Genomic DNA, 15,795 nt, shown 5'->3' on the forward strand with positions numbered 1-15,795 from the left:
CCTGTGATAATTTAGTTCGACGAGTGATTATTTCTACCATCGACTTGGTCAGTGTTGTTGGTGTCTTGCATCACCATGACGGATGCACTCAGCCCAAATCGCAATTCAATGCCGTCCGGCAGGTCGTTAAAGGTGATTCTGACTCAAGTATTCTTTGTGCTAAACGAATCCATTGAAATACAGGGTTTACGTTGGGGAGTAAGTTGTAACCCACCGTGCCATTGGTGGGAGCAATACCCCAACCAATAGAGTCTACAGTGGCGGTAATGGCGGTATCTGGGTGGGACATAAGTGTCACTTTTGCCTCGTCGCCCGGTTGAATGTTGCTGAGCTGATTTTCTCGGAAAAAGCCAAATACCCAGAAGCTGTTTTGGTCGATAAGCGCAACAAGGGGTTGATTGGCGACCGCTTGGGTTCCGTCTCGAATATCTAAGTTTGAAATGAGCCCATCAACACTGGCGTATACTTTGGTGTAACTCAGGTTAAGCTTAGCAGAGCGGACATTTTCTTCAGATGACTTGATGTGCAGCAGAGCTTCCTCATACGCGATCTCACGACGAGTGAGATCTTTATGCGATACAGCACCTTTATCTTTCTTTCGGATGTCGAGTAGTCGGTCATATTCTATTTTTTTGCCTCTAGCACTCACGATGGCTTTCTGCAATGCGACCTCGGATTGTGACAGTGTCACCCTGTAGGGTTCGTCATCAATTTCAAATAACAGATCCCCTTTTGATACGGATTGGTTATCGCGTATCGCGACGTGAATAATCGGGCCAGATACGCGAGGGGCGACCTTGATAACATTGGCTCTGACTTGACCATCTCGTGTCCAAGGGTTATTGAAATACTCTTCAAACTTGGTATACCCAATCCAAATGGCGCCAATGATGACCACCAGGTTCACGATTACAATCACTGTTTTTTTCATAATTAGACCTAGAACCTTATTTGACCTAAAACCTTAAGTAAAAACTATCAATCGCCACGACATACATCACCAGCAATGCTAAAAATGTCAGGGATGGGAAAGCGACAAAACGAGACAGTTTTGTTTTGTTCAATACGATGACGGTTACCCACGTTGCCACGAGTGCCAACAGGATAACCACTAATAGTGGGGAGAAGTAAATGTCCCCCCATGCAAGCTCGTGAGGCATTAGGGTTGCTCCTTGGGTTTAGTCGCAGAAGGCTGAGGAGATATCTCTTTTGGAGCGGAGGCTGTCCCAGCATTATCCGCTGTATTGGTGTTGTTTACTGACTCTACGGATTGTGTGTTTGAAGGTAGCATCACCGATTCTTTTGATAACGTCCCCCCCAATCAGAGCGTTGATTCATGGTTTCAATGAGATCGTTGGAGATGAAGGCTTTCCCCGAATTCACTTGCCAGCCGCCGCCTAAGGATTTGTAGAGGGCAACCACTTGATTGGCGACGTTACCTTTGATTTGCGCGTAGCTGTCTTCGCTGCGAGTCATTTTTTCTAGTGAGCTAAGCAAACGTTCAAAGGAAATTTGACCATTTTCATATTGCGTCATCGAAATATTAAAGGCACGGATCGATGCGTCGACAGATTGTAAGCGTAACCCTTGTTGCTCTTGGTACAACTGATACGCATCAAGTGCATTGGTGACTTCTTGCACCGCTTGTAGCACTTTTTTATTGTAGTTGGTCAGGGTTTCTTGGAAGCGCGCATCTTCAAAGCGGACATTATTTTTAATTCGGCCGTACTGGAAAATATTCCAACTAAAGGTTGGACCTACCACCAGCATCAGAGAGTCGCTAAAACTAAAGCTGTTTCCTGTTGGTGTTGTGCTATTAACGCCAATAGAGCCAAATAGCGAAAAGCTCGGGTAAAGTGCCGCTTCCGCGACACCAATTTGAGCACTCTGAGCGTGTGCTTGTCGTTCAGCCACTTGTAAATCAGGTCGCCTTAACACCAAACTGGCATCAATGCTTAGATCAAGAGGCGGTGCTTTGGGAACCATAGAGAGGGCATCACTTTCACGTGCCGAGACTTTTTTCCCGGTGGACTGAAATTGTTGTTCACCGCGAGTAATGGTGTCTTCTATCTGATTGTGCAGCATGGGTTCTATTTGTTCAGGTAAGGTGCCGAGCAACACAGCGAGCGCATTCTTAGCCTGTAGCATCGCAATTTTTAGACTAGGAAGTGCGGCCATTGTGGTGAAAAGTTGGTTTTGAGCCTGTTGAACGTCGAGTTCGGTGACATTCCCAGATTCAAATTGAACCCGAGTAATATTGACCACACGTTGCTGGATTTCAATGTTGCGCTGCGATAATAGAATGCGTTCTTGGAATGTTCGATAGTTGATATAATTACGGGCGACTTCCGATGTAATGGTCACCAGTATATCGTTATAGGAGGCGACGGAAGCGTAATAACCCGCTTGCGCCGATTCAATTCCTCGCGCGTATTTTCCCCAGACGTCCATTTCCCAGCCAGCATCGAATGTGAGTGCGGCGTTGGTAAATGATTGGTCGTTTTGGTAGGCGAAAGCCAGATTTCCTGAGGCAGTTTGGACTTGAGGGTAGCGAAACCCGTCGGCAATACCGAGTACGGAGCGGGCTTGCAAAATGCGTAGACCCGCGGCTTCGACATCGAGGTTTTGCTGAGAGGCTCGAGTAACCAGAGTATTGAGTATAGGGTCGTTAAATTGTTGCCACCAAAGTGCCATTGCCTGACTGTCTGTACGGGCTTGCTCTTGCTCCCACTGGCTTGGCAAAACGACCGATTCATGTTGCTGCTGGAAGTCGGGCCCGACTGTGGTACAGGCTGATAGTAATATTGTCGTTATAGCCACGCTACAGGAGCGAAGATTAGGTAAATTCATCGTCCCATCCTTAAAATCGATGCTGTTTGAGGTTGTCGAATGCCAATGCCTGACTGGCGTGGTCCACTTGTATTAGTGTTTCAAAAATATTGCGCTTTAAATTGAGAAATATATAGAAACGAGCAATATCATTTTGGCTGTAATCGTCTAAGTTTAAGCTTTGAAAAAATGATTCAATAGCTGATTCCGCTTTGTCGTATTCATCATTAAGTGACGAGAAGACTCGCGCCCTCTCTTGGCTATGTTCGTACGATGTATCAGCATGATTCGCATGTAATTGAATGAGTCTAGGGATAACCGTGTCCTGACTTTCTGTCCTCAACTTAGCGATAAGTGGGTTATTTTTCAGTGCCGCTTGAGCTAATAATAGGTTGTTAGTGTGATCGACCAAGGTTTGGCAAGCTTTGGTGTAACCAATCAGCGACGATGTGGTGTTTTTTGAAAAGTAACTGACGTCGATTTTACTCGCCCACAGAGCTTGTTTCTTGGCAGAAATATTCATGGTTTTGGCGTGAAGAGGAATCGCCAGCCTGTCCAACCAAGAAGGGGAAGGGGATTGCAGGCGGGTAACAAGCTGCAGTTGATGGCGAAACAGCCGCTCTCGCACTGTGAGAAACAGGTGTTCGGCTTTAGATGAGAACGGAAAGTAGTGAGAGAACACGATCATCATTACGACCAAGTAAAACAGCATCATAATCGTCATGATGATGCCAAAGTGATACGTCATCGTGTTATTGATGCCCAAGGTAAATAGCCCCAGCATAAAAAATATTGTGATAGGACCCTTGAATAAGTAAAAGCCAATAAAGGTATAGATAAACAGAAATAGCGCTAATTCAATACCCAGCTCTAATTGTGGGAGAACGAAAACGTAAGCGGGGACAGAGAAAATAAACCCAAAGGTGAAGAGCACGGCAAGCAGTTTAGGGTGTACCTAAGCATAAACGACAGTAGCGACATGAAAATGGTCGAAAAAATGACGAAGCTGTAACCACCTGGAGGATTGAAAAAAATCCAAATGACGCTTGATAGCCAGTAAGTAGTAAAGACTTTGATGGCTGTCTTAAAGTTTTCACAATCCCACCACACAAAGGTACTCGGAGCGGGTTGAAGCTTTTCTTTAAAGGATACTCGTTTGGTGATGGAGTCAATACAGCTGATGGTTTCAGCTAGGCGAGACAGCTGGCGTTGAAGCTGGTTCATGGCGTAAACCAAAGTAAGTGTTGTCGCTTTATCGAGATGAGCCGCTGCATCGAGTTGTTTCTCATTTAACTGGATCTGAGTTTCCGTAGCGCGATAGGTTGCCCCAGTTTCTCCCCATACATCCTGGCAGCGCTGGAAAAGTGAGTCGATAGTTTCTACGAATGAATCGTAGTTCTTCAATAGCGCTTGTGTGTTGCCATGGTGAAAGTAACCATGAGAGACCGTGATCAATAACTGCGTAATTTTTTTGGTATAATGGAGGGTGAGTTGCCATTCTGTGAGGTAAGCGGCGACGTCACTGCTTTCTTTGCTGGCGCTGGAAAACCGTTGCTCCAGTATATTTTGGGCGTTGAAGAGCGCGGTCACTTGTACATCAATTTTTTTCTTAACAGCGGCTAAGTCTGCGGTATCGCCATCGAGTTCGTTGTCATTGATGCCTTTATTTTCTAACGTATGAACGGCAGTTTCGTTTGTGCGGTGCGCTTGATTATGCTCGCGAAGGAGCGTGATAACGGAGGTAAATAGTTGACGTTGTGCCTGCAGGACATCCTGAGTTAACGCTTGAAGGTTCTGTTCGACTTTATAGGGAAACAAATAGGTGCCAACGAGCGTATAAATCACCACGCCAAAAATGGTCATGTGAGCACGGTCGACGCCATAAAGAAATGCCCCGTTGGCATCGCCGCCATTAGACATCATGAGTGTCATAACACCCGTTAGCATGAATAATGTCGGATCTTTTTGGTAGGCGTTGCGAAGGTAAAAAATCAATGCGACCACGATAGAGACGCAGAACATATACAGCAAGCGATCTTGTGCAAACAGCCCAACTAACAGCAGCCCGATGACGGCTCCGACAATAGTACCTAAAACACGTAGGGTCCCTTTTTCTAACGATTCGCGCTGTCCACCCGTACACGCAATCAGCATGACCGTCGTTGCGGCTGTAGAGGCTTGCGGCCAACCCAGTGCGAAGGGGATGAGGTAAGCCAGCGTTAGGCTGACTGCGACTTTAAGCGCAAAAAGAGTTTTGTTGTTCATCATCCTTGATAACAGTATTGTCCTTAATAGCAGGATTAGCCCTTGAAAGCGGTATTGCCTTTGAGCGCAGGGTTATCCCTGATAGCAGTACAAGCCGGATTGGAAGGCTAGTACTGCTTGTAGATAGTGCCTCATTTAGTGTGGCTAGCCGTCTATCTTCTGTTTATTTCTAAAGCAAGAATTCTGCTGTTTCTAATAACAGAAAGTATAGACACTATTTCACTAGGTGTTTGAAAATTATTGTATTAATTATCATTTTTGGTGTTTTAGGCGCGATGTTAATGTGGATTAGTATAAAGGTGATGATAAGGGCTAAGGAAGGTAATAAGGACAAGGGAAGGTAGGAAATCAATGACGACGATTGAAAGATTTAAGCGGTGCATGAGCACCGCTTAATCAGGGATAAACTAAGCGTTGGCCTGTTTTAACGCTTTCGCTTCTTTTCTTTTGAGAATACGGCTGGTAATTGTGCCTGCCGTCATCGCGCCAGATACATTTAGCGCAGTACGAGCCATATCGATAAGTGGTTCGATAGAAATCAATAGCGCGGCAATGGTCACTGGTAAACCCATTGCAGGAAGCACAATCAATGCAGCGAACGTTGCACCACCACCGACACCAGCGATACCAAATGAACTAACGGTAATAATAGCAATCAGTGACAAAATGAAGTTGATGTCCATTGGGTCAATACCGACCGTTGGCGCAACCATTACAGCTAGCATCGCTGGATAAATACCCGCACAGCCATTTTGACCAATAGTGGCACCAAATGAAGCCGAAAGGTTAGCAATGGCTGGCGGTACGTTGAGTTTAGTTACTTGCGCTTCAACATTAAGTGGAATAGTGGCCGCAGAGCTACGAGATGAGAACGCAAACGTAAGCACTGGCCAGATTTTTTGGAAGTATTCCTTTGGGCTAACGCCAACCAGTGAAACCAATACACCGTGAACCACAAACATGAGTAGAATCGCAACATAAGAAGCAACGATAAACCCAAGTAAGCTCAAGATATCGCCGGCGTTGGATGTCGCCACAACCTTAGCCATTAGGGCTGCGATACCGTAGGGCGTCAGCGCCATAATCATTTTGACCAGTCGCATAACAACCGATTGAGTCGCTTCAACAAACGTGCGGATAGGAGACTCGAGTTCTTCTTTCTCTGCCATGACTTTGCGAGCGGCAATACCAGTAAGAACACCAAAGATGACGACCGCAATGATAGAAGTAGAGCGAGAACCGGTAAGGTCAGCAAATGGATTGGTTGGAATAAAGCTGACGAGCATTTGAGGAATGCTGAGATCGGTGACACGGTCGATTCTGTTTTCTAACACCGCGATACGTGCGGTTTCACGAGCCCCTTCTGTTAACCCTTCAGCGCTTAAGCCAAACACTTGAGTGACCGCAATACCAACCACGGCAGAAATTGCGGTAGTAATCAGTAGGACAGAGATCGTTAAGCCGCTTATTTTGCCTAGTGAACCGCCTTTTTCAAGCTTCACTACGGCTGCAATCATGGAGACTAGCACTAATGGCATAATCACCATTTTTAGTAAGCCGACATAGCCGCGGCCGACGACATTCACCCATTCTAGCGTGGCAGGAATTGCTTCGTTGCCTTCACCAAATACCAGTTGAAGGGCTAAACCGAAGGCACTACCCAATACAAGACCAAATAATACTAAGCGTGAAAGTGTGTTCTCTTTTTGTTGTTGTCCATACAAGAAAAAAAGTATGCCCAAAAATACCGCGAGTGAGGCGATAACAGCGACTGACATAATAAGCGTCCTTTATCTATATTTTAGCTTTTATAAAACCCTTTTATAAATAGGGTTTAGGATTCGAACGCGCTAAGTTACCGATCTAGTGTAATCGTTAACAATAAATAAACGTCATTAGTTAGAGCGAATCGTTATATCAAAAAGAGATAATCACATTTAACGATTATATTTTGCGAGCATGTCACGCATGTTGGCAGAATCATAGACCGTACATTGGGACTCGTCTTGGTTTATCAAACTGTAAAGCATGGCCTTTGCCACAGACTCTGCCGAGATTGGAGCGAACTTTCTTAACGGACCCACCATGAGTGGATTAATGACTTTGAATAAACTTTGTACAGCGCTTTCGTCAGGTCGGATGTCTTTTTTCTTCCGGCGAGCGGACCAGGCCTAACAAAGACAACTCGTTGAAAGCCCATGCTATTGATTCGTTTTTCTACGCGACCTTTACATTTAAGGTAATGGGAGAGTGAACGTGGTGATGCGCCGAGGCTAGACACGACGGCAATGTGTGTAATACCCACCATTTTCATGGTTTGGGCGACATCACACACCAATTCATAATCAATTTTTTCTAAGGCGGCTTTGCTTCCTGCTTGTTTTACGGTAGTGCCTAGGCAAATAAACCCTAATGTTGGTGGTGGGTTAAGCCCATCAGAGTCGGTGATGCGAAGGGCACCATCTAAAAGTATTGTGATCTTATCGGAATGGGTTTCGATTGGTGAACGGCAAAGGGCGTAAACGGACTGTATATGAGAAGTCTGTTCAAGTAGGGTTAATAGGTTGCTACCGACCAAGCCTGATGCGCCCGCAATCATTACGTTGAAATGTTGAGCCATAAAAAAGTCCCTAGATAAAAACTATCAGGGACTATAGAGAACATTTCGTTATCATGCTGTGATTAAAGCTAAATTAGCTCGAAATAATCAGTTAATTCGGTTAAATCGACCTAAGCGGGCTACTCGACCACTTCTTCTTTAGTCAGGTTTTGGCGATGGAGCTTTTCTTTTAGGATATCCATCGCCCCTTTTTGTATTTGTCGCACTCGTTCTCGTGTGACACCAACGATTTCACCCACTTCTTCTAGTGTTTTAGGGGTGTCATCAATTAGACCAAAGCGATGATAAAGAATGACGCGTTGCTTCTCCGGTAAACTGTCGACTAAGCCAAGTAAAGCTTTATTGAGATCTTGGTTAACAATGTCGCGTTCTGGAAGCTCAAATACGTCGTCGTCATCAATAGTTTGGAAGTGGTCTTTGCTTTCGCCATCGTCATCCCAGCCATTGTCGAGAGAGAGGGATTGTTCCGATAACTTAAGCAGCTTGCTGACGTCTTCAGGAGAACGTCCGGTACGCGTAGCAATGTCTGATGATGTGGGTTCGTGTTTGCCTTCTTTTCGCAATTCTCGTTCTGCTTTGCTGCATTCTCGGATTTGCTTAGTCACGTGGACAGGCACGCGAATTGTACGCCCTTGATTCATAATCGCACGGTCGATGGATTGTTGAATCCACCACACCGCGTAAGTAGAAAAGCGAAACCCAAGTTCTGGGTCAAATTTGTCTACAGCTTGGATTAAGCCGATGTTGCCTTCATTGATGAGATCATAAAAATCCACGCCTCGGCTAGGTATAGCGCTTCGCCGTTCTGATGACTAAGCGTAGATTGGCATTGATCAAATTTTGTCGGGAGAGGGCATCGCCTGAGCGAGCTTTTCGGGCGATATGGCGCTCATCTTCAGCGCTGAGTAAGTCGTGATGAGAGACTTCTTTGAAATAACTGGTACCGATGTTGAACCCATCGTCACTTCGTGTTGTTGTCTGGCTTTCCTTAGCGTCTTTTCCCATAGAGAATCCTTTCTTACTGCTTATTATTATATGAATACTGCTAATATTTGGTTTATGGTGCATTCACTGTACGCTGTACCCTTACGTTACAATAAAGATAAAACAAATTACAATTAAATATTCATCAAAACAAAAAATTCACATAGTGAATTAATTGGGGCGATGTCGATATATAGCTTATTGATTTTTATGTTATTATCACTTTTGCTCGTTCATGTTGGTTTGCAATCTCTGTTTGAAAGATAACGAGCAAACACTCGGTCTAACGAGCAAATTCAAACAAAAAAACATGACATGGATACGATTTCATGAAGACAAGGTTGTGACATGGTTAAACTGCATTAGACTTTAGTCAAAATGTGCTCGTTATTGATATTGGTGTTAGAGGTAGACAGATAAATGAACGAACAACTTCAACAAAAATTGGAAGAGCTCCTTGTATTGGCAAAGTCACAAGGTGTTTCAATCGTAGGATTGGTTGATGCGCCGAATGCGGATCGTTGTCATATCTTCAAATCGATTGAAGCAGAGAGTAAAGCGGGAATTAGAAACCTCGACCAAATTATGATGAGGCAAGTATGTTCTGGGGCAACGGATGGTTGCGGTTCTTGTCATATGGAATCTTCTAAAGTGTCACAAGAAAGTCTCGCGCTGCTTTTTAGTGAACTGCAGCAGCCAAGCTGACTTCTCACGTCGAATTTTAGTGCCTCAGCCACATTTTGTTGTCAATAAAGTCCTCGCTCACCGAGGACTTTTTGTTAATAGAAACTTATCTATTCGCCTTGGTTTACCTAGTTTGAACCAGTACACTGTCAGCCACAAAAATATTGTCGTTTCGCTTTAGCCTTCAGTGAGATAGCGAAACTGATCCCCCTCATATCGATAACAAGAATGGATCTATGTTAGATAAACAGTTTGACGCGCAAATACAACATCGAATTGATCAAAAAACCAAGCCACTCGGTGCACTCGGTGCGCTAGAAAACGTGGCATTTCAGCTTGCTCAGATCCAAAGCAATCGAACCGGTAAGTTAGCACCGTCCATCTCCATTGACGCTCCGTCTGTGATTGTGTTTGCTGGGGATCATGGCATTGCTAACCAAGGGGTGAGTATCGCGCCCAGTTCCGTCACACAGCAAATGGTACTTAACTTTTTGGCTAAGTGGCGCCGCGATTAACTGTTTTTGTCGAACGAATCATCTCGCATTTTCAGTGGTGGACTGCGGAATGGAGGCCGCAGTTGAAAGTGATTCTCAAGACTTGATTGTGAGTCGTGTTGCCGCCAGTACCCATGACTTTTCTGTTCAAGCGGCCATGTCGATGGAACACGTGGCGCAAGGGTTATCGAGTGGTAGTGAAATTGTCACTCGCAAAGTGGAGGCAGGATGTGAACTGCTTATCTTTGGCGAAATGGGTATTGGTAATACGAGTTCGGCTTCGGCCTTATTGTCGAGCATTGCCCATGTGCCAGTGGAGCAGAGCGTTGGTTTTGGTAACTTAGTATTACTTTACAACAACTGTCGAGAAAGCGTGACTTGGTGCAGCTTGGTATCGAGCGATGCGCCGACAAGTCCGTCATGGAAGTATTAAGTGAAGTTGGCGGCCATGAGATTGTTCATATGGTGGGGGCCTTCATTAGTGCGGCCGAGCACAAGATTCCAGTTTTGGTTGATGGCTTTATTGTCTCTGTGGCTGCATTGGTGGCCACTAAAATGGTGCCAGAAACTCGTGATTATATGATCTTCTCTCATCGTTCCGATGAAGGGGCTCATAAACTGGTGTTAGAGCGCATGCAAGCGCGTCCGTTATTGGATTTATCACTGCGATTAGGTGAGGGAACGGGCGCGGCGTTGGCTTACCCACTACTGGCGTGCGCGGTTGAGTTCTATAATCACATGGCCAGCTTTGAAAGTGCCGGAGTGACGGTGTGAGTGATAAAAGGGGCGTAGAGAACCTCGAGGGAGATGACGCAAAAGCTCCTCGTTCCTCGTGGCTAAGGGTTCAGTGGCAACTATTTTGCTTGGCTCTGAGTTTTTTCTCTCGTCTTCCTATTCCCGCTTCAACGCCTTATTCCACGGAGCGGATGAATCGCTCTGGGCGCTATTTTGCGCTGGTTGGTCTGTTGTTAGGGGGGATTTGTGCGGCAGTGTACCAACTGTTTAATATGGGGTTGCCTTCGTCGGTTTCAATTGTGATGACCATGGTGGTAAGTTTGCTTCTAACGGGGGCGTTCCATGAAGACGGGCTCGCGGATATGGCGGATGGCATTGGTGGCGGGATGACACTCGATAAACGCTTAACCATAATGAAGGACAGTCGCCTAGGAACCTATGGGGCGGCAACTTTGATGATGGGGCTGCTTGTTAAATACGTGACGTTAGTGGAATTAACGGCAATTACCTCAATGGTCTCTGTGTGGATCGTTGGCTATACCACTAGCCGTGCCGTGGCGGCGTCATTTATTTCAACCATGCCTTATGTGTCTGATCCGGAAGGGAGTAAAAGTAAGCCCCTTGCCAATACACAACGTCCCGGCGAGTTACTTTTCTTAGCGTGCTGCGGTGTGTTACCTGCGTTATTCATTGGCATTGATTTCACTGTAATGGTCATTGTGCTCGCGCTCTTATTTCATGTCCTATTTCGTCATTGGCTACTACGTAGAATTGGTGGTTATACATAGTGATTGTTTAGGTGCAGCGCAGCAAATGATGGAGCTGCTGATTTATCTCGCGTTGCTGATGTATTTAGGACAATAGGCGGTAATTATTATGCCAATAGAGCTCATTTTAGGCGGCGCGCGCTCAGGAAAATCTGGCTTTGCGGAAAACCGAGTAAGAGAACTTGCGTCATCGTCTGTCGCATCTCAATCTATCGTTTCAGATGCGCTTGTTTCAGATGCGCTTGTTTCAGATGCGCTTGTTTCAGAAGCGGTTGTTTCAGAAGCACTGGTTTCAACATCACACACCATGCATTACGTTGCGACCTCGGAAGCTCTCGATGATGAAATGATCAGCCGAATCGAGCATCATAAGAGGCAGCGAGGGGAAGGCTGGACCGAATGGGAATGCCCGTGTGATCTTGCCTCGCTACTTAAGCGATTTGATGAGGGTGATGTAGTACTGATTGATTGCCTGACGCTTTGGTTAAACAATGTGATTTATTATCAAGGGCAATCATGCAGCAATCATTCTTTAGAGCAAGAAATTGAAGCGTTAGCGATGGCTCTGCAGCAGAGCTCTGCTCACATTATTTTGGTTTCAAACGAAGTGGGGATGGGAGTGGTGCCGATGGGAGAGGTGTCTCGTTTGTTTGTCGATAATGCAGGCAGGATGAATCAAGCGTTGGCACGCATTGCGCAGCAAGTAGTGTTGGTGGCCGCTGGTTTACCCTTGATACTAAAATCGATAGAGTGACTGAGTACGGTAGGCATAATACAATGATTGATATTTATCTATTGAGGCATGGAAAAGTGACTAAGCAAGGCCGCGCTTTATGGCCATACGGATATTTCAGTATCGTGTGAAGAGAACGCTCGTATTGCGGCGAACTTGAGCGCCTTATCCCTAGACTTAAAGCAGGTGATGACTTCACCGTTGCTCCGTTGTCACGCCGTTGCCGAGCAAGTCGCACACCAACAAGCCTTACCGTTACGCGTGGCGCGCGATCTTAGCGAAATGCACTTTGGTGATCTTGATGGTGTCCCCTTTGATACCATGTCGACACAAGAGTGGCAAACGCTCGAACCATTTTGGGTAAACCCTTCTCAAACCTCACTGCCGAATGCTGAGTCACTCAATGACTTTCACACACGTGTTGTCCGTTACTGGGCATCACTTGCCACGCAAAAACAAAATACCTTGGTGGTGACGCATGGCGGGGTGATTAGAATGATTCTCGCCCACCTATTAGAGCTTGATTGGACGAATGCCAAATGGTACTCGACGTTATCTATTCAAAACGGCTCACTGACACATATTCAAATTAACCCTAAATTTCCAGAGCACGTATTGATCAAAGCGATCGGTACGCCGATAAAAGGACCGAACGATGACGAAAGCTATTTGGGATCTGACGATTGCCTATAGTGGATTAGATGATCCAAAAATAGAGCAAGATATCGTATTAATTCAACGCTCGATTGAGCTACTTGAAAGTTATCAAGACGAGCGTTCGCAAGTGATTGCGATGCAAAACGCAATACAAACTCAGTCTGCGGCAAGTACGCTGCTGGCAACGGTCAATACGCTCGCGACGTGTGCGGCTTCCACCAATGCTATGAACACTCAGGCGAAGCAACTCATTGGACGTATCGCCCAATTGAGCTCTCAGCTAGAGCAAGCGTTTACTCCCTACGAAAATACGCTCGCGTTAGCTGACGTCGTGTTTATTGAGCAAGTGTTGGAGCATGCAGATCCCTGTGTTGCGGGGCAAGGTTTCCAGATAGAGCTATTACAACGTAACGCGCAAACGCAGTTAAGTATTGAACAAGAGCAGCTATTGTCGGCGATGCAAGTTGATGGCAGAGACGCATGGGGAAGACTTTACGACAATATTACTGGCGCACTACAAATCACGATACAGTGCGGTGATGAGCAAGAGACGATGGGTTTTTCTCAAGCGGCCAGTCTTCTTTATGGCAGTGAATTTGCCAAGCAAGAAGCCGCATGGAAGGGCATTCAGGCCGCGATGGCGCAGCATTCTCACTCTTTTGCGGCGATCTTGAATGCACTAGCAGGATGGCGCTTGTCGGAGGCGAAGAAGCGCTCGTCGCAGCAAACGGAGCATTTCTTAGATTCCAGTTTACGAGAGAATCGTATTCAGCGTGGCACGCTCGATGCAATGATGTCGGTTGCGCAATCGAATAAGCATATTGGTCAGCGTGCTGGTCGCTTAATGGCCAAAATTCATGGCCAAGATAAGATGACGCCTTGGGACCATCTTGCGGCTATGCCGCCACTAGGAGGCTCCGAGCCACAGGTGTACACCTTTGATGAGGCGATCGATGTCATTAAAGCCGCTTTCTCAACCGTAGAACCCGCGATGGCTGAATTTGTTCAAACCATGGTTGATAATGGTTGGATTGATGCCGAGCCATCAGAAAATCGTCGTTTGGGTGCGTACTGTACTAAATTGGCGGCAACGCGCACGCCCCTGGTATTCATGACTTGGGGCGGCAGTCGTTCCGATTTGTTGACCTTGGCTCATGAGTTAGGCCATGCCTTCCATAACTGGGTGATGAGAGACTTACCACTTTGCCGAACCCGTTACCCAATGACTTTGGCGGAGACGGCGTCTATTTTTGCTGAAAATATTGTTCGTGACTACCTACTGAGCCATGCGGTAAGCCCTGAACAAAAACTTGAAATGTTATGGGAAGAGTTATCGTCGGCTTACGCATTGACCATCAACATCCCGGTTCGCTATGAGTTTGAAAAAGCGTTTTATGAGGAGCGTCAGCACAATGAACTCGACGCTGAGCAACTATGCCAATTGATGTCTGATACATGGCAGGTTTGGTACGGGGATTCAATGGAAGGGCAAGACTCTTATTTTTGGGCGAGTAAACTTCATTTCAGCATCTCTGAGCTAAGCTTTTATAATTATCCGTACCTGTTTGGCTACTTGTTTAGTTTAGGGGTGTACGCACAACGCTCGGTTAAAGGGGAGGCGTTTTATTCCGATTACGTGTCATTACTTCGAGACACGGGATCATTTTTAGCGGAAGACGTCGTATCGCAACACATGGGGCGTGACTTGACACAGCCTGAATTTTGGCAAGAGAGTATGGCAAGACTAGAGCAGAAAGTGGATCAATTTGAGGCGTTGTTGGACGCCATTTCATAACTGGTCAACTGTTTTACCGTGTGTGGTATTGAATCAAAGTGCGGCTAATTAATTCAATTAGTTGCATTTATTGGGACGATTTATGTTCAAATCGAGGTATTTCGTCTCTCTAAACGCGATTTACTTCGATAAACGCGATCATCTCCGTATAAATTTACGCGCTGATTCATTACCATACCGCTGTCAGATAGGGAGCAGCGCATGACGAAATCGTTTTTTCGCCAATCATTTCTTAAAGATACGTTAGAAACCCAGATTGAGTTTCAAGCGAAATCCATGGTGACCGATGCTCAGGTATCAAAATGGATCTTACTCACCGTGGAATGTTGGAAGTGACACCGTGTTCGGTCAATCAGGACACGAAACATATCATCATCTCTTGTGGTATCCATGGCGACGAGACAGCGCCGATGGAGCTCGTCGATAAGATGGTGGAAGACATCGAATCCGGTTTTCTTACTTTGAGATCGAGGTGCCTGTTTATTATCGCTCACCCCGAGTCTACGAATAAACACACTCGTTACATTGATGAAAACTTAAATCGATTGTTTGATGAACGTTCGCATCCAATGAACCGCGAAGTGGCGATTGCCAAGCATTTGAAGTCACAGGTGACGGCGTTTTATCAAGGTACGCTTGAATCACAACGCTGGCATTTGGATTTGCATTGCGCAATACGAGACTCCGCCCATTATTCGTTTGTGGTAAGTCCGAAAACGCGCCACCCAGTTCGCAGCCAAGCCTTGTTTGATTACGTGGCCAGTGCACACATTGATGCAACGCTACTATCTAACTCACCATCGAGTACATTCAGTTGGTACTCCGCTGAAAATTTTGCCGCTCAGGCACTCACGATGGAGTTAGGGCGCGTAGCCAAAATTGGTGAGAATGATTTGGATAAGTTGCTCGCGTTTGATATCGCGACAAGGGATCTCTTATCGAACGAGACTGCAGAACATATCGCTAAGCCACCTGTCATGTATCGCGTCTCTAGAACCATTGTTCGCCATCAAGAAGATTTTGATTTTTTGTTTGATGAACAAGTTGCTAACTTCACTGAATTCAAACATGGCGAAGTATTTGGTCATGATGGCGATAAGCCTTTGATGGCAAAGAATGACAACGAAGCGATTGTGTTTCCTAACCGCAATGTTGAAATTGGTCAGCGCGCAGCATTAATGGTCGTTAAAGTCGCGATTCGCTACGAGGATGACCAACTCATCTACGATTAA

9 protein-coding genes and 7 pseudogenes are annotated in these 15,795 nt (G+C 45.8%); 7 read left to right on the forward strand and 9 right to left on the reverse strand.

Features of this window, described 5'->3' with window-relative positions:
* Positions 1-11: 11 nt before the first annotated feature.
* The 9 genes and pseudogenes from AC0L66_RS07425 to AC0L66_RS07465 all read right to left on the reverse strand — a co-directional run bounded on the left by AC0L66_RS07425 (position 12) and on the right by AC0L66_RS07465 (position 8,719).
* Positions 12-931: pseudogene (locus AC0L66_RS07425) on the reverse strand (HlyD family secretion protein).
* Between the two features lie 25 nt (positions 932-956).
* Complete coding sequence (locus AC0L66_RS07430; RefSeq protein WP_473568934.1) at positions 957-1,160, reverse strand: DUF1656 domain-containing protein; 204 nt, start codon at positions 1,158-1,160, stop codon at positions 957-959.
* Positions 1,160-1,291 carry a hypothetical protein gene (locus AC0L66_RS07435; protein WP_473568936.1) on the reverse strand — a complete coding sequence of 44 codons (132 nt, stop codon included), beginning with the start codon at positions 1,289-1,291 and terminating at the stop codon, positions 1,160-1,162. Before AC0L66_RS07435 ends, AC0L66_RS07430 begins: the two co-directional genes overlap by 1 nt.
* The gene (locus AC0L66_RS07440; protein WP_473568937.1) at positions 1,291-2,850 is read right to left on the reverse strand and encodes a TolC family protein; all 1,560 of its coding nucleotides are present in this window, start codon (positions 2,848-2,850) and stop codon (positions 1,291-1,293) included. The genes AC0L66_RS07435 and AC0L66_RS07440 overlap by 1 nt, the downstream gene beginning before the upstream one ends.
* Positions 2,851-2,860: 10 nt before the next feature.
* Positions 2,861-5,094, reverse strand: a pseudogene (locus AC0L66_RS07445) (FUSC family protein).
* Positions 5,095-5,501: 407 nt separating this feature from the next.
* The gene (locus AC0L66_RS07450; RefSeq protein ID WP_473568939.1) at positions 5,502-6,872 is read right to left on the reverse strand and encodes an L-cystine transporter; all 1,371 of its coding nucleotides are present in this window, start codon (positions 6,870-6,872) and stop codon (positions 5,502-5,504) included.
* A gap of 159 nt (positions 6,873-7,031) precedes the next feature.
* Positions 7,032-7,714, reverse strand: a pseudogene (locus AC0L66_RS07455) (Rossmann-fold NAD(P)-binding domain-containing protein).
* A 119-nt stretch (positions 7,715-7,833) separates the two neighbouring features.
* On the reverse strand, positions 7,834-8,490 hold the full coding sequence (locus tag AC0L66_RS07460) for a sigma-70 family RNA polymerase sigma factor (protein ID WP_473568941.1): 657 nt from the start codon (positions 8,488-8,490) through the stop codon (positions 7,834-7,836).
* Positions 8,491-8,497: 7 nt separating this feature from the next.
* Positions 8,498-8,719, reverse strand: a complete 222-nt coding sequence (locus tag AC0L66_RS07465; protein ID WP_473568943.1) for a sigma-70 factor domain-containing protein — start codon at positions 8,717-8,719, stop codon at positions 8,498-8,500.
* Positions 8,720-9,118: 399 nt separating this feature from the next.
* Between AC0L66_RS07465 and AC0L66_RS07470 the strand changes: the two genes are divergently transcribed.
* The 7 genes and pseudogenes from AC0L66_RS07470 to AC0L66_RS07500 all read left to right on the forward strand — a co-directional run bounded on the left by AC0L66_RS07470 (position 9,119) and on the right by AC0L66_RS07500 (position 15,795).
* Positions 9,119-9,403 carry a hypothetical protein gene (locus AC0L66_RS07470; protein WP_265673556.1) on the forward strand — a complete coding sequence of 95 codons (285 nt, stop codon included), beginning with the start codon at positions 9,119-9,121 and terminating at the stop codon, positions 9,401-9,403.
* Positions 9,404-9,618: 215 nt separating this feature from the next.
* Positions 9,619-10,650 (forward strand): annotated as a pseudogene (gene cobT / locus AC0L66_RS07475) (nicotinate-nucleotide--dimethylbenzimidazole phosphoribosyltransferase).
* A gap of 89 nt (positions 10,651-10,739) precedes the next feature.
* Positions 10,740-11,475, forward strand: a pseudogene (locus AC0L66_RS07480) (adenosylcobinamide-GDP ribazoletransferase).
* A 12-nt stretch (positions 11,476-11,487) separates the two neighbouring features.
* Positions 11,488-12,132, forward strand: a complete 645-nt coding sequence (gene cobU / locus AC0L66_RS07485) for a bifunctional adenosylcobinamide kinase/adenosylcobinamide-phosphate guanylyltransferase (protein WP_473568945.1) — start codon at positions 11,488-11,490, stop codon at positions 12,130-12,132.
* 87 nt (positions 12,133-12,219) lie between these two features.
* Positions 12,220-12,804: pseudogene (locus tag AC0L66_RS07490) on the forward strand (histidine phosphatase family protein); the annotation flags it as partial.
* The gene (locus AC0L66_RS07495; protein ID WP_473568946.1) at positions 12,767-14,563 is read left to right on the forward strand and encodes a M3 family oligoendopeptidase; all 1,797 of its coding nucleotides are present in this window, start codon (positions 12,767-12,769) and stop codon (positions 14,561-14,563) included. The pseudogene AC0L66_RS07490 and the gene AC0L66_RS07495, both read left to right, overlap by 38 nt.
* A 201-nt stretch (positions 14,564-14,764) precedes the next feature.
* Positions 14,765-15,795 (forward strand): annotated as a pseudogene (locus AC0L66_RS07500) (succinylglutamate desuccinylase).

The sequence above is a fragment of the Vibrio sp. GJ43-1 genome (assembly GCF_055808835.1).

Excerpts from the sequence above, each read along its gene's own strand:
- AC0L66_RS07430 (WP_473568934.1), bottom strand. The coding sequence starts at position 1,160 with ATGCCTCACGAGCTTGCATGGGGGGACATTTACTTCTCCCCACTATTA.
- AC0L66_RS07435 (WP_473568936.1), bottom strand. The coding sequence starts at position 1,291 with ATGCTACCTTCAAACACACAATCCGTAGAGTCAGTAAACAACACCAAT.
- AC0L66_RS07440 (WP_473568937.1), bottom strand. The coding sequence starts at position 2,850 with ATGAATTTACCTAATCTTCGCTCCTGTAGCGTGGCTATAACGACAATA.
- AC0L66_RS07450 (WP_473568939.1), bottom strand. The coding sequence starts at position 6,872 with ATGTCAGTCGCTGTTATCGCCTCACTCGCGGTATTTTTGGGCATACTT.
- AC0L66_RS07465 (WP_473568943.1), bottom strand. The coding sequence starts at position 8,719 with ATGGGAAAAGACGCTAAGGAAAGCCAGACAACAACACGAAGTGACGAT.
- AC0L66_RS07470 (WP_265673556.1), top strand. The coding sequence starts at position 9,119 with ATGAACGAACAACTTCAACAAAAATTGGAAGAGCTCCTTGTATTGGCA.
- cobU (WP_473568945.1), top strand. The coding sequence starts at position 11,488 with ATGCCAATAGAGCTCATTTTAGGCGGCGCGCGCTCAGGAAAATCTGGC.
- AC0L66_RS07495 (WP_473568946.1), top strand. The coding sequence starts at position 12,767 with ATGACGAAAGCTATTTGGGATCTGACGATTGCCTATAGTGGATTAGAT.